The following is a 24199-nucleotide window of genomic DNA, read 5'->3' on the forward strand; positions in this document are numbered from 1 at the left end:
GGCCGGGTCTAGGCCGCCTTCGCCGCCTTGAACTTGCGCCGGCCGAGCACTGCTGCCGCGGCGAGCCCGAACAGGATCGTCATCGGCGGAGCCGGCACCTGCGTACCGCTGGTGGTGCCGCCGGTGCTGGACGACGTGCTGGTCGAGGACGAGGTGCTCGAGCTGGTCGAGCTGCTCGTGCTCGAACTGGTGCTGCTCGACGTGCTGGTGGAGCTGCTGGTGCTCGTGCTGCTGGTGACGTTGCCCGAGGTCGAGGTGCTGGTCGACACGTTGCCCGAGGTCGAAGTCGAGCTCCCGCCGGTGGACGTCGACGTCGAGCTGCCCCCGGTCGAGGTCGACGTCGAACTGCCGCCCGACGACGTGGAGGTGGAACTGCCGCCGGACGAGGTCGAGCTGCCGCCCGTAGAGGTCGAGGTCGAGCCGCCCGAAGTGGTCGAGGTGACCACGACGTTGCCGCCGCTGCTGCTGCCGCCGCCGAAGAAGCCGCCGAAGAACCCTCCGCCGAAACCTCCGAAGCCGCCGCTGCCGCCGATCACCGTCACGCCGCCGCTGCTGCCGCCCGAGATCGGGGGCGCGGGAGGCAGTGGCACTGGCACCATCGCGACCTGGTAGGCCGGCGGGCACTCCTCGTCATAGACCGGCGCGGGCAGGGCGGGCGCGGGTGCAGCCGGCCCCGCCGGCACGCATTCCACCCGGCGCTCGACGATGCGGCGCTTGCGCCGTTCCTCGGGCACCGCGCGCTTCACGATCTTGGGCGTTTCCTTGATGTAGCGCACCGGCTGCGTCTTGCCCGACTTGTACGAGGGCGTGTCGGTGATCTGCTTCTCGGCCACGTGGACCGCGCCGCCTGCGAGCAGCGCGCCGCCGACCGCAGTCACGGACAGTTTCGCCAGAGCCATCTTTACCGACATGACAGGTTCTCTCGTTGCCTCGGAGCTCTGGCGGCCGGCGAACCCGGCTACAGACCGCTCCTTGTCATGCCATGGGAACGCAACGCAGCTAACGCGGCAATCGTTTTAACCACATTTCGGAGGCCACTGCCGAAGAAAACCGGCCAAAATCCGCGGACGGGCACGACTTGTCCCGCGTTGGGGCGAAAACCGCGGAAATCCTTGCCTTCGCGTCAGGGGTTTTCGTCGAACAGGCCCGACTGCGCGCCCTTGGGTGGTGTCATTTCCAGATGGGTCCAGCCCGATTCGTTGATGCAGCGCCCGCGCGCCGTGCGGGCCACCAGGCCGAGCTGGATCAGGTAGGGCTCGATCACCTCCTCCACCGTGTCGCGCGGTTCCGAGAGCCCGGCAGCAAGCGTCTCCACGCCCACCGGGCCGCCGCGGTAGGTCGTGGCGATCATTGTCAGGTAGCGCCGGTCCATCGCGTCGAGGCCGAGGCGGTCGATCTCCAGCCGGGTCAGCGCTTCGTCCGCCACCGTGCGCGTCACCACGCCGTCGCCGGCGACATGCGCGAAGTCGCGCACCCGCCGCAGCAGCCGCCCGGCGACGCGCGGCGTTCCCCGGCTGCGGCGGGCGATCTCGCGCGCACCCGCCGGGTCGATCTCCATCCCCAGCAGCCGCGCGCCGCGGGTAACGACCAGATCGAGTTCCTCGTGGGTGTAGAAATTGAGCCGCACCGGAATGCCGAAGCGGTCCCGCAGCGGCGTGGTCAGCAGCCCCTGCCGCGTGGTCGCGCCGACCAGCGTGAACGGTGGCAAGTCGATCCGCACGCTGCGCGCCGACGGTCCCTCCCCGATGATGAGATCCAGCGCCCGGTCCTCCATCGCCGGATAGAGCACTTCCTCGACCACCGGATTGAGCCGGTGGATCTCGTCGATGAACAGCACGTCGTGCGGCTCGAGATTGGTTAGCAGTGCGGCGAGGTCGCCCGCCTTGGCGATCACCGGTCCGCTGGTGGCGCGAAAGCCGACGCCCAGCTCCTTCGCCACGATCTGCGCCAGCGTCGTCTTGCCGAGCCCCGGCGGCCCGAAGAACAGCACATGGTCCATCGCCTCCCCGCGCGACTTCGCGCTCGCGATAAACACCCGCAGGTTCTCCCGCGCGCCCTCCTGCCCGATAAACTCGCCGAGCGACTTCGGGCGCAGGGCGGCGTCGACGTCCCCGCTCTGGCGATCGGGCGCGGTCAGCCGGTCGGGATCGTCGAGGTTCACCGACCCCTCCCGAAGAACCCGTCGAGGCCGAACTTGCCCGATCCCGACGCCGTGAAATGCAGACCCAGGAACACAAGCACGATCGCCGGCCACCAGCCGCGAAACGGCTCGTTCACATGCACCATGGCGACCGCAACGGCGAAGTTGGCAGCAATCAGCAACCCGGCCCAGCGGGTCAGCAGGCCCACGACCAGCAGGGCGCCGCAGCCGAACTGGACCGCAACCGAGAACGGCGCGAGCAGCCACGGGAGGGGGAAGCCGAACTGGTCGAGGAACTGCACGAATTCGTTCATCCGCGCGCGGCTGGTCACATTGTCCCAGGTCTCGTGCATCAGGAAGCCGCCGGTCAGCACACGCAGGCCGAACAGCGTGAGATCGCTCCAGCGAGAGAGATGGCCGAGCGCGAGCCTCACCCCGCCGCCCTCTTCAGCGCCACACGGATCAGCTCGCTCTCGCTGGCACCCTCGCCCAGCTCGCCTTGCGCGGCGGCGACGGCGCGGGCGGCGGTGGCGGGTTTGAAGCCGAGGTTTTCGAGGGCGGAGACCGCGTCCGCACTGGCGCCGCCTGCGGGGGTGGCCGGCACCGCGCCCACTCCACCGCCACCCGGCAGCGCGCCGGCCTTGTCCTTCAGCTCGTTGACGATACGACTCGCCAGCTTGGGGCCGACGCCTTGCGCACGGGCGACCATCGCGGCATCGCCGCCCGAGCACGCCGCCTGCAACTCGCCCGGCGACAGGGCGGAGAGGATCGCCAGCGCGACTTTGCTGCCGACGCCCTGCACCTGCGTCAGCAGGCGGAACCAGTCCCGCTCCGCCGCCTCGGCGAAGCCGAGTAGACGCATATCATTTTCGCTCACCTGCAGGTCGGTATAGACGGTGCAGGCCTCGCCCACATCGCCCAGCGCGGCCAGCGTCTTCGACGAACAGTGGACGAGATAGCCGACGCCCGCGACGTCGATCACCGCCCAGTCGGCGCCGGTTTCGTCGAGCAGGCCCTTCAGCTTCGCAATCATGCTTTGTTCCTGCCCGAGCGCGGGCGGTTTGGCCAGCCCTCCACGTGGAGCAATCCCCGCCGGAGGATCATTCACGCGGAGGCGCGGAGGCCCATGCGGCGCAGCCGCGTTCGAATATTTGGTTCACACAAAGACACGAAGATGTCGCGCCGGTCGAACCGGGCACTCCATCTTCGTGTCTTTGTGTGAAATATAGCGGCTTCGCCGCGATCGGGACATCTTCGCGTCTTTTGCGCCTTTGCGCGATCCAAAAATTCCTTCCTCGCCGGAATTGGACACGCCAGAAATCTTGCGCCACATCCTCACCCATGAGCTGGAACACATTCGGACGCGTTTTTCGCATGACGACCTGGGGAGAGAGCCACGGGCCGGCGCTCGGCGCGGTGGTCGACGGGTGCCCGCCGGGAATTGAGCTTTCCGAGCAGCAGATCCAGCCGTTCCTCGACGCGCGGCGGCCCGGGCAGTCGAAGTTCACCACCCAGCGGCAGGAGCCGGACCGGGTGAAGATTCTCTCCGGCACGTTCGACGGGCGGACGACCGGCACGCCGATTGCGCTGATGATCGAGAATACCGATCAGCGGTCGAAGGACTACTCGGAGATCGCCGCCGCCTACCGCCCCGGCCACGCCGACTATGCCTACGACGCGAAATACGGCCTGCGCGACTACCGCGGCGGCGGGCGCAGCTCGGCGCGCGAGACGGCGGCGCGGGTCGCGGCGGGGGCCGTGGCACGGTTGGTGATCCCCGAGGTGAGGATCACCGCCTATGTCGTCCAGATCGGCAACGACGCGATCGACCGCGAGGCGATGAACCTCGACACGATCGGCGACAATCCCTTCTTCTGCCCCGATAGCTGGGCCGCCAAGCGCTGGGAGAACCTGGTCGACGAGGCGCGCAAGGACGGCTCCAGCCTCGGCGCGGTCGTCGAATGCGTCGCCGAAGGCGTGCCGGCGGGTTGGGGCGCCCCGATCTACGCCAAGCTCGATGCCGACCTCGCTTCGGCGATGATGGGGATCAATGCGGTCAAGGGCGTCGAGATCGGCGATGGGTTCGGCGCCGCCGCCTTGCGCGGGGAGGAGAACGCCGATCCGATGCGCCCCGGAGAGAACGGGCCGGAGTTCGCCGCCAACCACGCGGGCGGCATCGCCGGCGGCATCGCGACCGGCCAGCCGGTGGTCTGCCGCGTCGCCTTCAAGCCGACCAGCTCGATCCTCACCCCGGTCGATTCGATCACTCGCGAGGGAGAGGCGACGCAGGTTCGCACCAAGGGCCGCCACGATCCCTGCGTCGGCATCCGCGGCACGCCGGTGGTCGCCGCGATGATGGCGCTGGTGCTGGCCGACCACAAGATGTTGCACCGCGCGCAATGCTCATCATGAGTCCGTTGCACTTTTCGAAAGTTCCAGCGCTGTGATCGATTATTCCGATGTTCGCAATCGCACAAAAACGCTTTTGTTGATCGTACAAGACCTTATCTGAAGCCTCGAGTTTCAACCTAAAAAGAGGATTTCAGACATGGGTATCATTGGCAGCACGATCCAGCCGTTCAAGGCGACCGCCTTCCAGAAGGGCAAGGACTTCTTCGAAGTTTCGGAAAAGGACCTCGAGGGCAAGTGGGCCGTGTTCTTCTTCTATCCGGCCGACTTCACGTTCGTCTGCCCGACCGAGCTCGAAGATCTCGGCGAGAAGTATCACATGCTCCAGCAGATGGGCGTCGACGTCTATGCCGTGAGCACCGACACGCACTTCAGCCACAAGGCCTGGCATGACACGTCGGAGAAGATCGGCAAGCTCGAATACGCCTTCCTCGGCGACCAGAACCACATCCTCGCCAACAACTTCGGCGTGCTGCGCGAAGGCGCCGGCCTGGCCGACCGTGCGACGTTCGTGGTCGATCCCGACGGCGTGATCCAGATCATGGAGATCACCTGCGAAGGCGTCGGCCGTAATGCCAACGAGCTGACCCGCAAGATCAAGGCCGCGCAGTATGTCCGCGCGAACCCGGGCCAGGTCTGCCCGGCGGCGTGGGAAGAAGGCGGCGACACGCTGGCCCCCTCGCTCGACCTCGTCGGCAAGCTCTAAGGCTAGCAACCGAACACAGGACCCTGGGCTTCGGCCCGGGTCACGTGGAAGGCCCGGGGCGACCTCCCCCCTCCCCCCCGCCCCGGGCCTTCATCCACTTTCTTCCGCTGCCCCTCCCATCGCCATTGCGAGGGGACAAGCGACGACGCGATCCGGCGGGCCCGCCCGCTGGATCGACCGCGCGCGATCGGCGCGCCGGCAATGGCGAAGCACTTTCCAGGAGTTCACCCCATGCTCGACACCGCGATGAAGCAGCAGCTCAAACAGTACCTCGCCAATCTGCGCGAGCCGATCGAGCTCGTCGCTTCGCTCGGCGACGACGCGAAGTCAGGCGAAACGCGCGCGCTCCTGACCGAGATCGCCGAGCTGCACGAGCACGTCTCCGCCCAGTTCGACGGGACCGACGAACGCAAGCCGAGCTTCGTCATCCGCCGCGCGTCTGATGCGGAGAAGTGGGTCCACTTCGCCGGCCTGCCGATGGGGCACGAGTTCACCTCGCTGGTGCTCGCGCTGCTCTGGGCCGGCGGCCATCCGCCCAAGGTCGATGCCGAAACGATCGAGGCGATCGAACGGCTCGAGGGCGACTACAATTTCGAGATGTATTTCTCGCTGAGCTGCCATAACTGCCCCGACGTGGTGCAGGCGCTCACGCTGATGGCGCTCCTCAACCCGCGCATTACCGCGACGCTGATCGAAGGCGGCACGTTCAAGGACGAGGTCGAGGCGCGCGATGTGATGGCCGTGCCCGCGACCTTCCTCAACGGCGAGCCGTTCTTCAACGGCAAGATGAGCCTGGAGGACGTGCTGGCGAAGCTCGACACCGGCGCAGGCGAACGACAGGCTGCCAAGCTGGCCGAGAAGGACCCGTTCGAGGTGCTCGTCGTCGGCGGCGGACCCGCCGGTGCTTCGGCCGCGATCTACACCGCGCGCAAGGGCTTCAGCACCGGCGTCGCGGCCGAGCGCTTCGGCGGTCAGCTCCACGACACGCTCGGGATCGAGAACCTGACCGGCACGACCTATACCGAGGGCCCGAAACTCGCTGCGCAGCTCGAAAGCCACGTCGGCGAGTACGAGATCGACCTGATGGACCGCCTGCAGGCGGAAAGGCTGATCCCCGCGACGGAGCTGGGCGCGCTGCACGAAGTCGTGTTCGCCAACGGCGCCTCGCTCAAGACGCGCTCGCTGATCCTCGCGACCGGCGCACGCTGGCGCAACCTCGGCGTGCCGGGCGAGGCCGAATATCGCAACAAGGGCGTGGCCTACTGCCCGCACTGCGACGGCCCACTGTTCAAGGGCAAGCGCATCGCGGTGATTGGGGGCGGCAACTCTGGCGTCGAGGCGGCGATCGACCTCGCCAAGATCGTCGATCACGTCACCGTGATCGAGTTTGACACCAAGTTGCGTGCCGACGAAGTGCTGCAGGCCAAGCTGCGCAGCATGGGCAACGTCGAGGTGTTCACCAATGCGCAGACGACCGAGATCACCGGCGACGGCACCCGCGTGAACGGCCTCGTCTACAAGGACCGCGCGAGCGGCGAGGAGCATCGTGTCGATCTCGCCGGGGTGTTCGTCCAGATCGGTCTCGTGCCCAACACCGAATGGCTCAAGGACAGCGGCCTCGCGCTGAGCAAGTTCGGGGAGATCGAAATCGATGGCGGCGCGGCCACCAACCTGCCCGGCGTCTTCGCCGCAGGCGATTGCACGACCGTGCCCTATAAGCAGATCGTGATCGCGATGGGCGAAGGGTCCAAGGCGGCATTGAGCGCCTTCGATTACCTGATCCGCAACGAACCCGTGGAGGTGGCGCAGGCGGCCTGAGTGTAGACAGGTCAGGCCAGTGAGGGTTCGGGTTCTTCGATGTCCTCCCTGAACCGCCCTCGTGTCAGCATTGCTCGCAAAACTGGGCGTGCATGGTCTGCGATGCGGTCCGGCCACCCAGTCGCGATGAAATCCGCCTCCGTCATCTGCCCCGGCGTGGCATCGCATACATTATCGACAATCGTACAAAGCTCATCGAGCAGCACTCGCTCTCGGGCACTGAGCGTGGATAGTTGCGCGATTGGCCCGTCGTCCCGGTGCGGAACGTTGTCGTAGAAGATCTCGAAGTAGTCGGCGAAACCGACGGTTCGCACCCCGGCTTTGCCCTCGGCCAAGATGTCGACCGCTTCGATGATGCGGTTTCGAAGCCGTTGTTCAACCACACGTTCGGATACTTGGTCACCCATCCACTCACCTCCGCCGCTTCAGCACCAGGTAAAGCGCACCCTCGCCTCCGTGGCGGCGGTGCGCTTTTCGTATGGCGGCGATGTCGGAACCATGCGGGCCCGCGGCGAGCCAGTCGAGGATCTTCGCCCGGATCGCGCCGCGGCGGTTGCCGCGGTCCGCGGCGTCCACCGGCCGCGGCTTGCCGGCAATCAGCAGGATCACGCGCGCGCCCATCGCCTTGGCCTGGAACAGGCCGCTCTCCAGCCGCGCGTGCGCCGCGTCGAGCGTGTGCCCGTGCAGATCGAGAGTGAAGTCGGGCGCCACGCTGCCCGCCTTGAAGCGCCGCTCCCAATGCGAGTCGAGCCCATCCTCCACCCTGGCGGGAGGGGCACTGGCCGGAGGTTGCTGGGGAGGCGCGGGCCGCGTTCCGGACGCCGGCGGCTTGGCGGACTTGGCCTGCGGTTTCGGAGGCGCTTTGGCCGGAGGCTTCGGGTCAGCCGGCACGGTTCCTGCCCGGGGGCGAAGAGGGCGCAGCGGCGTTACCGTGGCGGCCAGGCGTTCCCATGCCGCCTTCTCCGCCTCGCTCAATCCCCGCGGGGCGCTCATCGCCCGTTGAGGCGCGCGACGGTTCCCTTCGGCAGCAGCACCAGCGCCTGGCCGCGCGCGCTCATGCCGCCGGCGATCCGACGCGCATCCTCGCCCGCGCCCCAGAACGTGTCGAAGCGGTTCGCGCCCTTGATCGCGCCGCCGGTGTCCTGCGCCACCCATAGGCCGCCCGCCTCCGGCCGGTCGACTTCGAGCCAGACCGGCGCGCCATAGGGAACGAAGGCGGGATCGACCGCGACCGAGCTTTCGCGCCGCACCGGCACGCCGAGCGAGCCGAGCGGTCCGTCGCCCTTCAACTCGTGGAAAAAGATCCAGCTCTTGTTGAGCCGCATGAGCTCGCGGCCTTCCTCCGGATTCTCGCGGATATAGGCCATGATGCCCTGCATCGAGCCCGAGTACTGGCCCGGCTCGTCGCCGATCAGCCCGCGCTCGCGCATCACGCGACCCACGCCGACATACTCACGCCCGTTTTGCCCGGCATAGCCGATGCGCATGACGCTGCCGTCCTGCGCGATCAAGCGGCCGGAGCCCTGGATCTGGAGGAAGAAGAACTCGACCGGATCGGCCACCCAGGCGATTTCCAGCCCGCGGCCGGCGAGCGCGCCTTGCTCGATCTGCGTGCGGTCGTAGTAGAGCACGAAATCGCCGTTCTCATCGTAACGGCCGAGCGGCGGACGGCCGGTGCGCTCGCTCTCCGGCACGTCCTCGGGCCAGGCGCGGACGAGGTCGGGCGGCATGGCGTAGACGGGCACATCGTAGCCGGGGAGACGCGTGCGGCTGCCGCGGATCTCGGGTTCGAAGTAGCCGGTAGCAAAGGCCGCGCCGTCGCCGATGCGGGCGGTTTCGAAGTACTGCTGGAAGAATTCCTGCCCGCGGCCGTGCGGCCAGGTGTTCGCTGCGTCGCAGGCCGGACGCCAATCGTCCGGACGGGTCAGGCCGCTCGCGTCGGGACGGGTCAGCAGCCAGCCGCAGCTTTCGCGGAACGAAGCGAGCGCAGTACCCGCATCGGCAGCGCGGAGACCGAGTGAGCCGATGTTCGGACCGGCGGCGACTCCGGCAAGGGCGGCGCTGGTCATCCCGGCGGGCGGTCCGGATGGGCGCGGTCCGGTGCCCGGAGGCACGATCGTGCAGCCGGTCATCAGGGCCAGCGCGGCCAGTATCCCCCAGCGACGCATGGCCGGTCTCTCCCTTTATGCCTGAAATCAGCCCTCGTCGGTCTCGTCGAGCAACCAGTCCGGATTGGGCGAGTCGACCATGCGGCTGAAAGTCCACACGTCGCGGCTCTCGATCGCATCGTCGAGCGATCCGGCGATCATGTTACCCTCGCTGTCGCGGGTGACCGCGGCAATGTCGGAGACGAAGTTCACCGCGATCCGCGCCCGCCCGCCGTCGAGCGAGGCGCTATGAATCGTCGCGTCCTCGATCCGGATGAGGCGGTTGTCGAGCGTCTCGCCCGCTTCCTCCCGCGCCGTGATCGCCCCGTCGAAGCCGGCGTAGACGTCGTCGTCGCACAGCTCCCGCAGCGTCTCGCGGTCGCCCTTCCAGAACGCCTCGAGCACCATGGCATAGGCGCCCTTGGCCCCTTCGAGGAAGGCGGTAAGGTCGAAATAGCGGTCGGCGGCGGCAATCTCCTGCACCCCGCGCTCGACCGCCGGGACCACGCCCGCGGGGCGCGGCGGCGGCGCGTTCTGGCGGTGCACCGGCGCGGCGGCGTGGGGCGCGGCCTGCTTGCCCTTGTCGAACCGCGTCGGAATCGGCTCCTCCTCGTGCTCGGCACGGCGGCCGAGAACCGAATAGAGTCGCATGCCAAGGAAGGCGGCGATCATGGCGAGGATAACGATTTCGTAGATCACAGATGCTGTCCGTTTGCGTAGCGGGGCGGCCAGATGCCGCACGCGGTCAATCGTGCCCTAGATAGTGGCAAAATACAAATGGACAACGCGTATCGCCCCGTCTGCGATCCGGCCTGCCTCGTGCCGCAAGCGTGAGTTGCGGCACCGCGCGCGCGGTGCTAGGCGCGCGGGCCAAGGCTCGCCCTGCCGGGCGGGCGCTCCGTACCATTCTCGACGAAAGCGTATTCCATCATGGCCGACGAAGGCGACGTTCTCACCGATCTCGATCTCGATCCCGCACCCAACGGCAACGGTGCGGACACGCTTCCCGCCGCCGGGATCATCGCGCAGTACGTCAAGGACATGTCCGTCGAAGTGCCCAACGCGCCCGAGTGCTTCCAGTGGAAGGACACGCCGCAGGTCGACGTGCAGTTCAACATCGCCGCGCGCCAGATCAGCGACGAGGTCCATGAGGTCGAGCTCAAGATCAACGCCACCGCCAAGGCGGAACAGGGCAACGTGTTCCTGGTAGAAGTCGCCTATTGCGGCCTCCTCGGCATGCGCAACCTGCCCGAGGATCAGGCGCATGCCTTCCTCTATTCGGAAGCGCCGCGCCTGCTGTTCCCCTTCGCCCGCCGCATCCTGGCCGATGCCAGCCGCGACGCCGGTCAGCAGCCGCTGATGATCGACCCGATCGACTTCAACGGCCTCTACACGCAGCGCCTGCAGCAGAAGCAGCAGGAAGAAGCCGCTGCGGGTGGCACGCCGGCGGGCGAGGCCTGAGCTTCCGCGCCCCTCCCAACGAAGTAGCGGGAAGGGTACGGGTAGCATGAGCCTGCTCAAGAACGTCGGGACGATCGGGGGGCTGACCATGGTCAGCCGCCTGTTCGGCTTCGCGCGCGACATGCTGCTCGCGCGGGCGCTCGGCGCAGGCGGTGTGGCTGACGCCTGGCAGCTCGCCTTCCAGCTCCCCAACATCTTCCGTCGCCTGTTCGCCGAAGGCGCCTTCGCGAGCGCCTTCGTGCCGTTGTTCAACCGGCGCATGGCAGGCCGCGACGACCTTTCCGAAGCGCGCCGCTTCGCGGAGGAAGTGCTCGCCTTTCTGATCCCGGTGCTGATCGTGTTCGGCGCGCTGGCGCTGATCGCGATGCCGTGGATCGCCGGCCTGTTCGCCAACGAGGGGATCGAGGGCGACCCGGAGCTGTTCGATCTTGCCGTGCTGATGGCGCGGATCACCTTCCCCTATCTCGCCTTTATGAGCCTCGCGACGCTGTTCGCCGCCGTGCTCAACTCGCTCTCGCGCTTTGCCGCCGCCGCCGCGGCGCCGATCCTGCTCAATCTGTGCATGATCGTCGCGCTGATTGCGGGCATGACGCTGGGCGAGGGGGTCGAGGCGCGGCGCGCGACGGGCGAGCTGCTCGCGGCCGCGGTCACCGTGTCGGGCGTGCTCCAACTCGTCTGGTTGTGGGTCTGGGCGCGCAAGGCGGGCTTCCGCATGCGCCTCGGCCGCCCGCGGATCACGCACGGGGTGAAGGAGCTCGGGATTCTGATCCTCCCGGCCGTGTTCGGCGCAGGCGTCTACCAGATCAGCCGCTTCATCGACCTGTTCTTCCTCGCCACCCTGCCCGACGGGGCCTATACCTTCCTCGCAATGGGCGACCGGCTGAACCAGTTGCCGCTGGGGATCGTCGGCATCGCGCTCGGCACTGCGATCCTGCCCTCGCTCTCGCGCCATATCGCAGGTGCGGACCACGACGCGGCCCAGCGCCTGCAGTCGAACGCGATCGAGCTCGCCATGCTGCTCACCGTGCCGGCCGCGGTGGCGCTGTTCGTCACCGGCAGCGCCTTCACCCGCGCGTTCTACACCGGCGGCGCCTTCACCCTGTCCGACGCAATGGCGACCGGCGCCGTCACCTCGGCGCTCGTCGTGGGCCTGCCGGCCTACGTGCTGATCAAGGTGCTGGTGCCCAACTACTTCGCGCGCAAGGACACGCGCACGCCGGTCTATACCGCGCTCGCCGGGCTCATGCTCAACATCGTGCTCAATTTCGTCCTCGTGCCCCGCCTGGGCGTCGTCGGGCTCGCCCTGGCGGGGTCCGCAGGGGCCTGGACCAACGTCGCGCTGCTCTACGCCCTGCTGGCGCGCAAGGGGCACTTCCGCATGACCGGGCGAGTCGCGTGGCGCATCGCACGCATTGCTCTCGCCGCCGCCCTGATGGGCGCGGCGCTGTGGTTCGCGATGCCCTGGGGCGCGGACTACTACGCCGGCGGAGTGCTCGAGCGGGTCGGATCGATCGCTGCATTGGTCGCGACCGGCGGGGTCATCTATTTCGTCCTCGCCGCGCTGCTCGGCGTGCTCGACCGTGCCGCCGTCGCACGGCTGATGCGCCGCGAGGGTTGACATCGCAGGGCCGGGGCCGGAAGCGCTCCCCCTTCTTCACCCAAACAACAGGACCGTCATGCGCGTCGTTTCCGGCATCCAGCCCACGGGCAATCTCCACCTCGGCAACTACCTGGGGGCGATTCGCAACTGGGTGCGCATGCAGGACGAGTTGGAGGGCGGCAGCGAATGTCTGTTCTTCCTGGCGGACCTGCACGCGATCTCGATGCCGCACGATCCGGCGGAGCTGCGCCGCGCGACACTGGAGATGGCAGCCGCGCTGGTCGCCTGCGGGATCGATCCGGATCGCTCGATCCTGTTCAACCAGGCGCAGGTCCCCGCCCATGCCGAGCTGCAATGGCTGCTCAACGGCACCGCGCGCATGGGCTGGCTGAACCGCATGACGCAGTTCAAGGACAAGAGCGGCAAGAATCGCGAAGGCGCCAGCGCCGCGCTGTTCACCTATCCGGTGCTGCAGGCGGCCGACGTGCTGCTCTACCAGACCACTCACGTGCCGGTGGGCGAGGACCAGAAGCAGCATCTGGAGCTCGCCCGCGACATCGCGCAGAAGTTCAACAACGATTTCGCCAGCGAGGCGGCGCCCGTCTTCACCCTGCCCGATCCGATCACCCCGCCCGACGCGGCGCGGATCATGAGCCTGCGCGACGGGACCGCCAAGATGAGCAAATCCGACCCGAGCGAGATGAGCCGCATCAACCTGACCGATGATGCCGACACGATCATGAAGAAGGTCAAAAAGGCCAAGACCGACGCCGAACCGCTGCCGTCCGAGGCAGCCGGGTTGGGCGGACGGCCCGAGGCCTACAATCTCGTCTCGATCTATGGCGCGCTGGCGGGCAGATCGGTCGACGCGGTGCTGGCCGAATTCGGCGGACAGGGCTTCGGCACATTCAAGCCGGCGCTGGGCGAACTGATGGTGGAGGTGATCGCACCGATTACCGAACGGTTCCGCGCGCTCCTGGAAGACCACGAGGCGCTCGATGCGATTCTCGCCAAGGGCGCGGCCAAGGCGCGCGAGCGCGGCGCGCCAACGCTCACCGCGACGTACGAAGCGCTCGGTCTCGTGCGGGGGTGAGGGGCTCTTCCTGCATTCATTCCAACGCGGGCAGAACGGACGCGTGGCAGCCGAACGTGTCTGATTTTCTTATGTTTTTGCTATTCCCTCATTCAATTCCCATTCAGCCCGCCTCCTTTACAACACGCCTTATCGATGACAGCGTAGAGCCAGCGTGAGGGACGGTCGCGCTATGCGTTACTGCTTCCTAAGGGGATGATACGATGAACACCCGCAAGAAAGGTTGGGGCCGCACCCTCAAGCTCGCCGCCGTGCCGGTGCTGCTCGCCGGCCTCGCCGCCTGCGCCACGCCGTTCAAGGCCGACGTGTCGCGCTTCCAGTCGCAGCTGCCTGCGCCGCAGGGCCAGACCTTCGCCGTCGTGGCGGACGATCCGGCGCTTGCCGGTGGTCTCGAGTTCGCTCGCTACGCCGACTATGTCGAGGCGGAGATGGAGCAGCTCGGCTATACCCAGACTTCGCCGGAGGACGCGACGCTGCTGGTCCGGTTCGACTACGGCGTGGACGGCGGGCGCGAGCGGATCCGCTCGACCCCCGGTTTCCGCGATCCGTTCTACGACCCGTGGTACGGCTTCTCGCGCCGACCGGTCTACGTCCGCACACCCGAAGGTTACCGCGTAGCCTACGTGCCGACGCGTTCGTGGGGTTATGGTTTCCACGATCCATGGTTCAGCGGGCCCGATATCCGCAGCTACACCGTCTACACCAGCGGCATCGAGCTGAAGATCGACCGTGCGGCGGACGGCGCACGGCTGTTCGAAGGCACGGCGGAAGCCGTTTCGACGTCGGACCGACTGCAGTATCTCGTGCCCAACCTGGTCGACGCGATGTTCACCGACTTCCCGGGCAATTCGGGCGAAACGGTGCGCATCTCGATCAAGCCTGAGGGCGAGACCACAGTGCGCCGGATCGACTGATCCGGCCGCACGCCAAGCGATCACCAAGGGGCGGGCCTGCGCGAGCAGGTCCGCCTTTTTAATTGGGTGCCGCGCCGCCCGCATCTTGCCGCCCCGGCCTTGGGCGCTACATCCGGCGCTGAAGCCATGACCGTGTCACCGAACCTCCTTGCGATTCGCGCGCTCTCCGCCCTCCTGCTGGCGATCATCGGCCTTCAGGCGGTGCCGGCGCATCCGATCGGCATCGAGCGACATCATGGCTCCGCCTTCGACATTTCCTCGATCGACGTCGCGACCCCGGCGGCGCTGCGCACGGCGAGCGGGAGCGAAGTCCAGCGGTTCGAACCGCCGGCGCCGCCTCCGCCGATTCCCGCGATGCGTACCGCCAATCCGGCGGCCGCGCCGACGGCATCCTATGCACGAGCTGCATTGCCGGCACCGACCGGCCCGCCATCCCTGGCGCGCGAGCTCGCCAGCCTTTCACTGGCGCCGCGCGCGCCGCCTGTCGCCTGAACGTTCCCGCCTCGGCCACGGCGCCGACGACGACAAACGAACTATTTCAGGTGAATCATGACAATGCAGACCAGCCGGGCGGCTTCGCCCGGTGACGAACGGCGCGCGCAGGCCGAAGCCCTGCTCGCGCGCTATCCCGACCTCTCGCAGAGCGAGATCGACGACCTCCGCCGCTGGTTCGGCAAGGAGACGACGGCGCTCGAAACCGCCATGCTCGCCGGCGACGATCGGCTTGGCGGCCCCTACCAGCAGTTCCGCAAGGACCACCTCGATCGCCTCTCCACGCTCGAGAAAGTGATCGCCGCGGTAGTCGGCACTCTCCTGATCGCCGGCCTCACGGCCCTGGCCATCATGCTCTGACCACCGGGCGGAGCGGCCTCACAACAAGCCGCTCCGCCCGACTGTCATGAATCACACGAGCTGCGCATGCCCCCCCGTCGACCCGAAACCGCCTGCCCCGCGCGCGGTTTCGTCGAGATCCGCGACTTCGTCCCACGCCGCCCTTGTCACCGGCGCAAGCACGAGCTGCGCCACCCGGTCGCCGCGTGCGATTGCGAAGGGTTCGGCGCCATGATTGATCAGGATCACTTTGAGCTCGCCGCGGTAATCCGAATCGATCGTCCCCGGCGCATTGGGCACGCTGATCCCGTGCTTGAGTGCGAGGCCTGAGCGAGGGCGGACCTGGATCTCGTGGCCCGGCGGAATGGCCACTGCGAGACCCGTAGCCACCGCATGCCGCGCGCCCGGCGCGATCGTCACATCCTCGGCGGACAGCACGTCCATCCCCGCCGCGCCCTCAGTGGCGTAGCGCGGCAGGTCGAGCCCTTCGCCATGCGGCAGGCGCTTGATCCGGACGGGTATCGCGTGGGTCATTCGTCTTTCGGCTCCAGTTCTCTCGCGATCCGCTCGACCAGCGCGCGGGCTACGGCCCTCTTGGGCATCTGCTCGAGCGTTTCGACACCCTCGGCGGTAACCACGTGCACCGCATTGCTCTCGCCGCCCATCACGCTTTCTTCTCTCGGGCCCGAAACGTCGTTGGCGACGATCCAGTCGGCGCCCTTGCGCTCGCGTTTCGCGGTGGCGTTCGCGACCACGTTCTCGGTCTCGGCCGCGAACCCGATCAGCAGGCCGGGCCGCCGCGGGTCGCGGGCGAGCGCGGCGAGGATGTCGGGGTTCTCCGCCAGCTCCAGCGCGGGCGGGGCGGAGCCGTTCTTCTTGATCTTCTGCGCGGCGAGATCCTTGCTGCGCCAGTCGGCGACTGCGGCGACCATCACCGCGACGTCGGCCGGCAGCGCGTCCTGCACCGCCTCGGCCATCTCGCGCGCGGATTCGACGTCGACCCGCTCCACCCCCGGCGGCGTTTCGAGCGTGACCGGGCCCGCGATCAAAGTCACCCGCGCACCCGCCGCGGCAGCCGCAGCGGCGATCGCGAAGCCCTGCTTCCCGCTCGACCGGTTGGCGATATAGCGCACCGGATCGATCGGCTCATGCGTCGGCCCGGCGGTGACGAGCACATGGCGGCCGTAGAGCGGGCGATGCACGGGCGCGGCATCGAAGTCGGGCTGGCCCGAAAGCGGATCGGCCGCAAGCGTATGTGCCAGGCCGAGCCGGGCGGTGATCGCCGCCCAGATGGCCTCCGGGTCGGGCAGGCGGCCCGGCCCGTACTCGCCGCAGGCCATCGGCCCCTCATCTGGCTCCATGACTTCTACGCCCGATTGCCGCAGCCATGCGACGTTGCGCTGCGTTGCCGCGTGCTGCCACATGCGCACGTTCATCGCGGGCACCGCCAGGACCGGCTTGTCGGTCGCCAGGAGCAGCGTGGTCGCGAGATCGTCGGCGAGGCCCGCGGTCATCTTCGCCAGCAGGTCCGCCGTCGCCGGGCACACGACCACGAGGTCCGCCTCGCGGCTGAGCTGGATGTGGCCCATCTCGGCCTCGTTCTTGAGGTCCCACAGCGTGGTGTAGACGGGATTTTCCGACAGCGCCGCCAGAGTCATCGGGGTGACGAACTGCTGCCCGCCTTCGGTGATCACGCAGGTGACCGAACCGCCGGCCTTGCGGATCAGCCGCACCAGCTCGCACGCCTTGTAGGCCGCGATGCCGCCGCCGACGATGAGCAGGATGCGGGGAGCGCCCGAGCGGCTGTCAACGGTCATGGCAGATCGTCCCCGTTTTCACTGCGCCCGAGCCTAGCCGGGCGCGCCGCCGGGTGCCAGCCCTGCCGGGCGATATAAAGATTCGGCTGGCCGTGCACCCGTCCGCCCCTGTAGACCGGTGGCGAACGCAGAATGGAGAGGGGACTGATGCGGATCATACTGACGGCGCTCATTTTCGTGGGCGGACTGTTCTTCCTGGTGACCGGGATGGGCTTCCTGGCCGACCCGGTGAACTCGGGCGAGACGTTCGGCCTGCGCGCGATCGATGCCGATGGGCTGGCGACGATGCGCGCCGACATGACCGCGTTTTTCGTGATCGCCGCGGTCTGCATGCTGGTCGGCGCCTGGCGCCGCAACGGCGACATCCTGCTGGTGCCCGCCGGCCTGTTCGGCGTCGCCCTGATCGGCCGCTTCGTCAGCATCGCGGCGGACGGGACCGAGCCCGGCTTCTGGATGCCGATGGTGATCGAGGCGGTGACCGTGATCGTGCTTCTCGTCGCCAGCCGCGTCCTGCCGCACCCGGTCACCTGAGCGCGCTCAGCCGATCCAGCCCAGCAGGGCGGCCGCCGCCACCGCGCCGCCGCCGGCCAGCGCGGCGAGCAGGTAGCCCGGCCAGCCGCGCCGCTTGCGCTTGCGGCGCTGCCACATCAGCTCGACGTGCGGCAGCGGGGGCGGCTCGGGCGCGCCGCCGCGGGGCGGGAATTTCTCTTCCAGACGCCGGATCAGCGCCGGGATGCGCAGCAGCGTCTCGGTATCCTCGCGGATGCGGTTGGCGAGCGCCGCTTCGGGCCCGAGCTCGTCGCGGACCCAGCTGCGCACGAACGGCGCAGCCACGTCCCACATGTTGATTGCTGGATCGAGCTGGGTCGCGATCCCTTCGACCATGACCATGGTCTTCTGCAGCAACAGCAGGTGCGGCTGGGTCTGCATGTCGAAGTCGCGCGTGATCGCGAACAGCCCGTCGAGCATCTGGCCCACCGACAGCTCGCTCACCGGCTTGCCGCGCATGGGTTCGCCGACCGCGCGTAGCGCCGTCGCGAACTCGTCGACCGAATGGTAGCTCGGCACGTATTGCGCCTCGAAATGGATCTCCGCCACGCGGCGATAGTTGCCGGTGGTGAGGCCGTAGAGGATCTCCGCCAGCCACTGCCGCGCCTGCCGGTCGATCCGGCCCATGATGCCGAAGTCGATCGCGACGATCGTTCCGTCGGCCTGCACGAACAGGTTCCCCTGGTGCATGTCCGCGTGGAAGAACCCGGCGCTGATCGCCTGGCGCAGGAATGCGAGCACCAGCCGCCGCGCGAGCTCGGGCAGGTCGTGCCCGGCGGCGACGAGCGCCTCGCGGTCGGAGATCTTGATGCCGTCGATCCACTCGATCGTCATCACCCGGCCATTGGTCCGGTCCCAGTCGATCGAGGGGATGCAGTACCGCTCGACCCCGCGCATGGCGTCGGCCAGTTCGCTGGCCGAGGCTGCCTCGCGCCGCAGGTCGAGTTCGCGGTTGGTCCAGCGCTTGAAGTTGGCGATGGTCAGCCGCGGGCGCAGCCGCGCAGCCTCGCCCCCGAGCGCTTCGAGATGCGCGGCGGCCCATTCGTAAGTCGCGATGTCGCGCGCGAAGCGCTCGCGGATGCCCGGCCGCAGAACTTTGACCGCAACCTGCCGTCCGTCGGTCGTCACCGCGCGGTGAACCTGCGCGATCGACGCCGCACCCACCGGCACGGGGTCGATCTCGGCGAAGAGCGTGCCGATCGGCTGACCGAAGCTCGCCTCGATCGCGCGCTCTATCTCCGGATAGGCGACCGGCGGCAGGCTGTCCTGCAGCGAGAGGAGATTGCGCGCCGCGTCCTCGCCGACCAGGTCGGGCCGGGTCGCGAGCGACTGGCCGAGCTTGATCGCCGCGGGGCCGATCTCGCGGAAGGCTCCCGCGTAGTCGGGCTGCGCCGGCTGGAACGTGCCGAAGCGCGCGACCCGCGCGAGCCGCTTGACCGGATCGGGCGTGTTCGGATCGTTCTCGATCCCGCGCAGCGCCCCGTGCCGCGCAAGCATACGGCCCCACTTGAGCAGCCGGAAGATGTGCGTCGCGGGCTGGGTCATGGTACAGAACGAGCCCCAGCGAAGGCTGGGGCCTCAGGCCACCCGCGCTCGACGAGCTGCCTGAGACCCCCGCCTTCGCGGGGGATCGGTGCGCGCAAGCAAATCTCGCCCGGTCCCCTCACACCTTCCACCCCGAATGGATCGCCACGAGCCCGCCCATGATCGGCTCGACGCGGGTGTTGGAGAAGCCGGCCTGGCGGATCATCGCCTCGAATTCGGGCATCGGCGGGAAGCGGCGGATCGATTCGACAAGGTAGCGGTAGCTCGCCTCGTCGCCCGCGATCGCCTTGCCGATCTGGGGCACGACCTTGTGCGAATAGAGGTCGTAGACTTCCTTGAAGCCCGGCCATTCGGTGGTCGAGAACTCGAGGCAGAAGAACCGTCCGCCGTGCTTGAGCACCCGGTGCGCCTCGGCCAGCGCCTTGTCGATCCGGGTCACGTTCCGGATCCCGAAGGCGATCGTGTAGGCATCGAACATGCGGCGCGGATAGCCGAGCTCCTCCGCATTCTGGCACGACCAGGTGAGACCGGTCATGCCACGGTCGATCGCCCGCTCCACGCCGACGTCGAGCATGTCCTGATTGATATCGGCGACGGTCACCTCGGCCCCGCGTGCGGCCATGCGGAAGGCAATGTCGCCGGTGCCGCCGGCCATGTCGAGGATCGCCTCGCCCGGCTGCGGCCTCACCCGGCGGACGAAGCGGTCCTTCCACAGCCGGTGGAGCCCGCCCGACATGGCGTCGTTCATCACGTCGTACTTCGCCGCGACGTTGGAAAACACCGCGCCGACGCGCTCGGTCTTCTCTTCGGGAGCCACGTCCTCGTAGCCGAATGAAACCTTCTCGCTCATGGGCCGGGCCTTAGGAGGAATCGCCGTCCCGGCAAAGGTGTTGAATTCGGCTGTCATCCCGGCGAAAGCCCAGGTCGCCCTCCGATAGCGATGCCAGCTTCCGCTGGCATGACGAGATTTTCATGCCCGAGCTTCCCGAAGTCGAAACCACCGTGCGCGGCCTCGCGCGATTCCTCGAAGGCGAGCGGATCGTTCGTGCGAGGGTGAACCGGCCCGACATGCGCCGGCCCTTTCCGCCCGGGCTCGTCCAGATGCTCACCGGCGCGCGTGTGACCGGGCTCGGCCGGCGCGCCAAGTTCGGGCTGATCCACACCGACCGCGGCCAGACGCTGGTGTTCCACCTCGGCATGAGCGGACGCTGGCGGATCGATCCGGCGACCGAAGACCGGCACGACCATATCGTCATCGAAACCGAGGACCACCGCTTCGCATTGTGCGATCCGCGGCGGTTCGGCTGGGTCGATCTCGTGCCGACCGAGAGCCTCGACGAATGGCCCTCGTTCGTCGGCATGGGGCCAGAACCCTTGGGCGACGATCTGACGACCGCGCATCTCCACGCGGCGCTGAAAGGCCGCAGGCAGGCGATCAAGCTTCTCCTACTCGATCAGCGGATCGTCGCCGGGCTCGGCAACATCTACGTCTGCGAAGCGCTGTTCCGCGCGCGGATCGATCCGCGCAAGGCGGGCGGCAGCGTCTCGCGGGCGGCGCTTGGGCGGCTCGTCCCCGCGATCCGCGAAGTGCTCGAACAGTCGATAGCCGACGGCGGCTCCACCTTGCGCGACTACGCGCGGCCCGACGGCGAGCTCGGCTACTTCGCCACCCGCTTCGACGTCTATGGACGCGAGGGCGAACCCTGCCGGCGCGACGACGGCGGCACGATCCGCCGCATCGCGCAAGGCGGGCGCAGCACCTGGTTCTGTCCGCGCTGCCAGCGGTGAGCGGTGGTGACGTAGTTTGAGATTCCGGGTTGCGCAGCATGGCTCAGCGATCCGAAGCATGATGTGATCCCAGAAGGAGTCACCAATGCTGACCGACAAGACCCTTTTTCACCTCACCCGAGGTTCTCAGACCCTCACCATAGCGAAGCTCGCAGAGCGCTACGTTGGCCTGATCGACGGCCGTCTCTATATTGTTGCGTTGAGCCCCGACGCAGTGGTGCGTCATCTCTTGCAGGCATCGGCGCGGATCATGGCGAAAGACAGCGATACAACAAAACTGATTCAGGCGGCGCGACGACTCGCTGGGGATGCTGACGATGATTCGAACCCGCTGACCAAGGAGGAAAAGGCTATCATGGATGAGGTGCGCAGAGAGAAGGAGAGACCCGGAAGAAAAGAAATCCATGAGGAGGCTAAGAAGATGCTCAAGAAATCCGCCCGTTAAGGTTAATGGCGACGATAAGCGCCATCGAATTCTAATATAGATTTTCGCGATTCGTACGAAGAACTATATCTCGTTTGCTGGGGATATTCATTTCGTTGATTGAAATCTGGTTCTGATCTCCAAGGTGGGCGTGCGGATATGCACGCCGTCAGTAAGGAGATCGTCGATGGTGAATTCCAGTAGTAGCAGGACTGTCCGGGGCCGGTCAGCGACGGAGCCGGATGAATAGGCTGGATGCGCAACGACGCGCCTATATCCTGCATAGCCTCTGCGAAGGTATGTCGCAGCGCTCCTGCGAGCGCATCTTCGGTGTCAGCAACAAGACTGTCTCCAAGCTCTTTGAGGAAGCTGGCGACATGGCGATTGCCCACGTCGCCTCTCTTCGCGATCTGACGCCTAAACGCATTCAAGCGGATGAACTCTACCCTTTCGTTTCCGCCAAAGATCAGAATGTCATGAACATGGCGGTGCCCAATGAAGAAGCGGGCACGGTCTGGGCTTATCTTGCGATGTGCGCGGATACCAAGCTCGTCTTCTCCTACCATCTCGGTGATAGAGGTATTTCGGATGCCACGCTCTTCGCGCGGGATATCGCCGCCAAGCTCAAGCGAACCGAGCGAGGTGATCTCGCTGTCCGTCCACTGATTGTCACTGATGGACTGCTAGCCTACGATGAAGCGTTTGATGTCGTGCTCGGCAGTGATGCCGATCGGGCGACACTCGTCAAACGCTACGAGATTGTCCAGCGCGGCGGGAAGCGAGGACGAAGGCAATATGTGGGGGCCGACAGGGAGGTTCGGGTTGGTGAAGCTGATCCAGCCGACATCCACACCAGCTACATCGAGCGCCAGAATGGCAATCTGCGTATGGGCAACCGCCGATACAACCGCCGCACCAACGCCTTCTCGAAAACGTTCCTAAATCACGAGCGTCACTTGGCGCTTTGGATCATGTATCACAGTCTCTGCTGGGTCCCTCGACCGGGCCGTCCACGGCTAGACGAGAACGGTGCGCGGTCGAAGCAATGGGTGAAGAAGCTCCCGGCCGGAATAGCGGCAGGCGTGACCGACCGTTTGTGGGAGATCGATGACCTATTGGCACTCACCGATGAGTTTGTCGCCGAACGCAAAAAGCGTGACTGTCCACCAGAACTGGAGATCGTGGAGTCCGTCCAACCGCAAAGCGAGGAGGGCCAACCAACTTATTGGGTATTTCACCACCTTCTTCACCACACCACCAAGGTTCATTGGGCGACTTGCGCCAGTTGCCGGCATGGGCGTGGGAAGAAGGACGGTGCCAAGAAGACCGGGGAATGGCTGCCTTTTTATTCCGAAGAGCAGGCGATCGAAGCGGCCCGTCAATTACAGCCGGACCGCCACTCGATCTGCAATATATGCATCGGCTCGCCCCGCACGCTTGGATACCAACACAAAGGATCGTCGAGGCAGACACCACCCTCAGGTTAGCGATGCGCCTCAGTCCGCGATGCTGAATCCCGGCTCGGCCACCTCGAACGAATCAGCGCGCGCCGGACGGGGAACGGCAGCGGCCGCGTCAGTCGGCGGATACCATCTGAAATGCAGCGGTTCGGCCAGATACCCTTCGACCGACGTCCCCGGTGGAAGTTCGCCGCTCGTGCCGTGGATCAGAAAACCAAGCCCTGACACGACGCCATCGTTACGATCGAGGCAGCAGTGCCGCTCTTCCCTTCATCGTAGGCTCGCCCCGAGAGGCGCACGGGACCGTTTGGTGTCTGTGCATACCGCAAGCGGATTTCGAGTTTCCCCTTCCGTCCGAAATGCCCGTTCTCCTGCACGCGTGACACTTCGGCCACGACCGGCGCACCGATCGGGATCACAGTCTGTCCCCGGAATGAGACGGCTTCCGCGACTTCCAGATATATACGGTCGCCCGCCTCGTTATCCTTGGTCGAGATTTGCCTGCGCGTGCGTAGCATCAGCGGCGTGCCCATAGGCAAGTAATACAACTGTCCCTTGTCTGCATTCGCCGTAAGCGGGGCCGGCCATTGATATGTGTCCTGCGCCTGTGCGGTGCCTATAATTACGAGTGCGGCGGTCGCCGCCAAAATGGTCCACTTACCCATCGAGCCCTCCTGTTGTCGTCTCGAACGAGCGGACTGATAGCGCTCAAAGGTTAACAGCGGGATTCATACGCCGTGGACTGATACTCCCCTTTCCCGCGACTTGGGAGAGTGGACCCATATCTCGACATCCTCGGCCAACGTATCCGCGCCAAGCGCCGCGAACTCGGCATGTCGCAAGAGGGATTGGCGCACGAGGCAGGGCTGGATCGCAGCTACGTCGGTCGCATCGAGCGCGGCGAGCACAACTTGACGTTTGTCTCGCTGATCAAGCTGTGTCGGGCGATGGGGTGCGACGTGGCGACGCTGACGTTCGGGCTCCCGCCTGTCCGGAACTGACTAGACAATACCAAATCGCGAGTATTATCGAAGCAAGATGACGACGATCGAAATTGCGACCGTAGCTCAAGCGGCCTCATCCGTATTAGCTCTAGTTGCTGCGTTGATCGCAGTTCGGATTTCTCACAAAGCTCCGGAACGGGCAGCAGAACTTCACAGAAAACATGAAGCGGCGACAGAATTGTGGCGAGAGCGGAACCGCATCCTGCGAACATTGATGGAGTTTCGGGGAACTAACATATCAGCGCCAGAGCCGGTAGCGGCTTTGAATATGTTGGTTGTGGCGTTTCAGGAGGAGCGAAGTGTTCTGGAAGAATGGGAAGACTTCCAGCGCTATATTAATGGATCAGAAAATCATAAGAACCGCATGGACGCTTATATGAGGATCATCGTCGCGATCGCCAAGGTCCTCGGTTATTCACGTGAGATTACCGTCGCCAAGATCGACCGAGGCTACTTTCCTAAACGACATTGAGGGCAGAAACCCAGACTTGGA

At 66.5% G+C, this 24199-nt stretch carries 28 protein-coding genes; 16 read left to right on the top strand and 12 right to left on the bottom strand.

Annotated features, from left to right (window positions below; all coding sequences use genetic code 11):
* Nucleotides 1–27: 27 nt before the first annotated feature.
* Nucleotides 28–612 (top strand): hypothetical protein, encoded by a 585-nt coding sequence (locus AC3A5N_RS14370; protein ID WP_487738008.1) that lies wholly within the window; start codon nt 28–30, stop codon nt 610–612.
* Nucleotides 613–1123: 511 nt separating this feature from the next.
* Here the strand turns inward: AC3A5N_RS14370 and ruvB are convergent.
* The 3 genes from ruvB to ruvA are packed head-to-tail and all read right to left on the bottom strand — an operon-like array spanning nt 1124 to nt 3173.
* Complete coding sequence (gene ruvB / locus AC3A5N_RS14375; RefSeq protein WP_487738009.1) at nt 1124–2161, bottom strand: Holliday junction branch migration DNA helicase RuvB; 1038 nt, start codon at nt 2159–2161, stop codon at nt 1124–1126.
* A complete protein-coding gene (locus tag AC3A5N_RS14380; protein ID WP_487738010.1) occupies nt 2158–2574 on the bottom strand; it encodes a DoxX family protein in 417 nt (138 codons plus the stop codon). Before AC3A5N_RS14380 ends, ruvB begins: the two co-directional genes overlap by 4 nt.
* Nucleotides 2571–3173 carry a Holliday junction branch migration protein RuvA gene (gene ruvA, locus AC3A5N_RS14385; RefSeq protein ID WP_487738011.1) on the bottom strand — a complete coding sequence of 201 codons (603 nt, stop codon included), beginning with the start codon at nt 3171–3173 and terminating at the stop codon, nt 2571–2573. Before ruvA ends, AC3A5N_RS14380 begins: the two co-directional genes overlap by 4 nt.
* Nucleotides 3174–3481: 308 nt before the next feature.
* Between ruvA and aroC the strand changes: the two genes are divergently transcribed.
* The 3 genes from aroC to ahpF all read left to right on the top strand — a co-directional run bounded on the left by aroC (nt 3482) and on the right by ahpF (nt 7073).
* Nucleotides 3482–4552 carry a chorismate synthase gene (gene aroC, locus AC3A5N_RS14390; RefSeq protein ID WP_487738012.1) on the top strand — a complete coding sequence of 357 codons (1071 nt, stop codon included), beginning with the start codon at nt 3482–3484 and terminating at the stop codon, nt 4550–4552.
* 136 nt (nt 4553–4688) lie between these two features.
* On the top strand, nt 4689–5255 hold the full coding sequence (gene ahpC / locus AC3A5N_RS14395) for an alkyl hydroperoxide reductase subunit C (protein WP_487738013.1): 567 nt from the start codon (nt 4689–4691) through the stop codon (nt 5253–5255).
* Nucleotides 5256–5486: 231 nt separating this feature from the next.
* On the top strand, nt 5487–7073 hold the full coding sequence (ahpF, locus tag AC3A5N_RS14400; RefSeq protein ID WP_487738014.1) for an alkyl hydroperoxide reductase subunit F: 1587 nt from the start codon (nt 5487–5489) through the stop codon (nt 7071–7073).
* A gap of 11 nt (nt 7074–7084) precedes the next feature.
* Here ahpF and AC3A5N_RS14405 read toward each other — a convergent pair whose 3' ends face one another.
* The 4 genes from AC3A5N_RS14405 to AC3A5N_RS14420 form a co-directional block, all read right to left on the bottom strand.
* Nucleotides 7085–7480 carry a hypothetical protein gene (locus AC3A5N_RS14405; RefSeq protein WP_487738015.1) on the bottom strand — a complete coding sequence of 132 codons (396 nt, stop codon included), beginning with the start codon at nt 7478–7480 and terminating at the stop codon, nt 7085–7087.
* Nucleotides 7481–7484: 4 nt separating this feature from the next.
* Nucleotides 7485–7835 (bottom strand): Smr/MutS family protein, encoded by a 351-nt coding sequence (locus tag AC3A5N_RS14410; protein WP_487738016.1) that lies wholly within the window; start codon nt 7833–7835, stop codon nt 7485–7487.
* A gap of 227 nt (nt 7836–8062) precedes the next feature.
* Entirely contained in the window at nt 8063–9241 is a 1179-nt protein-coding gene (gene mltA, locus AC3A5N_RS14415; RefSeq protein WP_487738017.1) for a murein transglycosylase A, read from the bottom strand.
* Between the two features lie 27 nt (nt 9242–9268).
* Nucleotides 9269–9919 (bottom strand): Tim44/TimA family putative adaptor protein, encoded by a 651-nt coding sequence (locus tag AC3A5N_RS14420; RefSeq protein WP_487738018.1) that lies wholly within the window; start codon nt 9917–9919, stop codon nt 9269–9271.
* A 231-nt stretch (nt 9920–10150) separates the two neighbouring features.
* Here AC3A5N_RS14420 and secB point away from each other — a divergent pair, with 231 nt between their 5' ends.
* The 6 genes from secB (at nt 10151) to AC3A5N_RS14450 (ending at nt 15140) form a co-directional block, all read left to right on the top strand.
* Complete coding sequence (gene secB / locus AC3A5N_RS14425; protein WP_487738019.1) at nt 10151–10681, top strand: protein-export chaperone SecB; 531 nt, start codon at nt 10151–10153, stop codon at nt 10679–10681.
* Between the two features lie 46 nt (nt 10682–10727).
* Nucleotides 10728–12299, top strand: coding sequence for a murein biosynthesis integral membrane protein MurJ (murJ, locus tag AC3A5N_RS14430; RefSeq protein WP_487738020.1), 1572 nt, complete (start codon nt 10728–10730; stop codon nt 12297–12299).
* A gap of 58 nt (nt 12300–12357) precedes the next feature.
* Nucleotides 12358–13374: a tryptophan--tRNA ligase gene (trpS, locus tag AC3A5N_RS14435; RefSeq protein ID WP_487738021.1), complete on the top strand. Its 1017-nt coding sequence runs from the start codon at nt 12358–12360 to the stop codon at nt 13372–13374.
* 203 nt (nt 13375–13577) lie between these two features.
* Complete coding sequence (locus AC3A5N_RS14440) at nt 13578–14288, top strand: DUF4136 domain-containing protein (protein ID WP_487738022.1); 711 nt, start codon at nt 13578–13580, stop codon at nt 14286–14288.
* Nucleotides 14289–14414: 126 nt separating this feature from the next.
* On the top strand, nt 14415–14780 hold the full coding sequence (locus AC3A5N_RS14445) for a hypothetical protein (protein ID WP_487738023.1): 366 nt from the start codon (nt 14415–14417) through the stop codon (nt 14778–14780).
* A 57-nt stretch (nt 14781–14837) separates the two neighbouring features.
* Nucleotides 14838–15140 carry a hypothetical protein gene (locus AC3A5N_RS14450; protein ID WP_487738024.1) on the top strand — a complete coding sequence of 101 codons (303 nt, stop codon included), beginning with the start codon at nt 14838–14840 and terminating at the stop codon, nt 15138–15140.
* A 51-nt stretch (nt 15141–15191) separates the two neighbouring features.
* Here AC3A5N_RS14450 and dut read toward each other — a convergent pair whose 3' ends face one another.
* Both dut and AC3A5N_RS14460 read right to left on the bottom strand, forming a co-directional pair.
* On the bottom strand, nt 15192–15653 hold the full coding sequence (gene dut, locus AC3A5N_RS14455; protein WP_487738025.1) for a dUTP diphosphatase: 462 nt from the start codon (nt 15651–15653) through the stop codon (nt 15192–15194).
* Nucleotides 15650–16936 (bottom strand): bifunctional phosphopantothenoylcysteine decarboxylase/phosphopantothenate synthase, encoded by a 1287-nt coding sequence (locus AC3A5N_RS14460; protein ID WP_487738026.1) that lies wholly within the window; start codon nt 16934–16936, stop codon nt 15650–15652. Before AC3A5N_RS14460 ends, dut begins: the two co-directional genes overlap by 4 nt.
* Nucleotides 16937–17083: 147 nt before the next feature.
* Here AC3A5N_RS14460 and AC3A5N_RS14465 point away from each other — a divergent pair, with 147 nt between their 5' ends.
* Nucleotides 17084–17467 carry a DUF4345 family protein gene (locus tag AC3A5N_RS14465; protein WP_487738027.1) on the top strand — a complete coding sequence of 128 codons (384 nt, stop codon included), beginning with the start codon at nt 17084–17086 and terminating at the stop codon, nt 17465–17467.
* 6 nt (nt 17468–17473) lie between these two features.
* Here AC3A5N_RS14465 and ubiB read toward each other — a convergent pair whose 3' ends face one another.
* A complete protein-coding gene (gene ubiB / locus AC3A5N_RS14470) occupies nt 17474–19030 on the bottom strand; it encodes a 2-polyprenylphenol 6-hydroxylase (RefSeq protein ID WP_487738028.1) in 1557 nt (518 codons plus the stop codon).
* A 118-nt stretch (nt 19031–19148) separates the two neighbouring features.
* Nucleotides 19149–19880, bottom strand: a complete 732-nt coding sequence (locus AC3A5N_RS14475; RefSeq protein WP_487738029.1) for a class I SAM-dependent methyltransferase — start codon at nt 19878–19880, stop codon at nt 19149–19151.
* Between the two features lie 122 nt (nt 19881–20002).
* On the opposite strand from AC3A5N_RS14475, the gene mutM reads away from it, so the two are divergent.
* The 3 genes from mutM (at nt 20003) to AC3A5N_RS14490 (ending at nt 22729) form a co-directional block, all read left to right on the top strand.
* Nucleotides 20003–20818, top strand: a complete 816-nt coding sequence (gene mutM, locus AC3A5N_RS14480; protein ID WP_487738030.1) for a bifunctional DNA-formamidopyrimidine glycosylase/DNA-(apurinic or apyrimidinic site) lyase — start codon at nt 20003–20005, stop codon at nt 20816–20818.
* 85 nt (nt 20819–20903) lie between these two features.
* Complete coding sequence (locus AC3A5N_RS14485) at nt 20904–21263, top strand: hypothetical protein (protein WP_487738031.1); 360 nt, start codon at nt 20904–20906, stop codon at nt 21261–21263.
* A gap of 221 nt (nt 21264–21484) precedes the next feature.
* Nucleotides 21485–22729, top strand: a complete 1245-nt coding sequence (locus AC3A5N_RS14490; RefSeq protein ID WP_487738032.1) for an IS1 family transposase — start codon at nt 21485–21487, stop codon at nt 22727–22729.
* A 179-nt stretch (nt 22730–22908) separates the two neighbouring features.
* Here the strand turns inward: AC3A5N_RS14490 and AC3A5N_RS14495 are convergent, their stop codons facing one another.
* Nucleotides 22909–23367, bottom strand: coding sequence for a hypothetical protein (locus AC3A5N_RS14495; protein WP_487738033.1), 459 nt, complete (start codon nt 23365–23367; stop codon nt 22909–22911).
* Nucleotides 23368–23475: 108 nt separating this feature from the next.
* Between AC3A5N_RS14495 and AC3A5N_RS14500 the strand changes: the two genes are divergently transcribed.
* Together AC3A5N_RS14500 and AC3A5N_RS14505 are read left to right on the top strand one after the other, a co-directional pair.
* Nucleotides 23476–23703 carry a helix-turn-helix domain-containing protein gene (locus tag AC3A5N_RS14500; RefSeq protein WP_487738034.1) on the top strand — a complete coding sequence of 76 codons (228 nt, stop codon included), beginning with the start codon at nt 23476–23478 and terminating at the stop codon, nt 23701–23703.
* A gap of 37 nt (nt 23704–23740) precedes the next feature.
* Nucleotides 23741–24178, top strand: coding sequence for a DUF6680 family protein (locus AC3A5N_RS14505; RefSeq protein WP_487738035.1), 438 nt, complete (start codon nt 23741–23743; stop codon nt 24176–24178).
* Nucleotides 24179–24199: the final 21 nt, after the last annotated feature.

The organism is Pelagerythrobacter sp. Soil_C_18, from assembly GCF_057657235.1.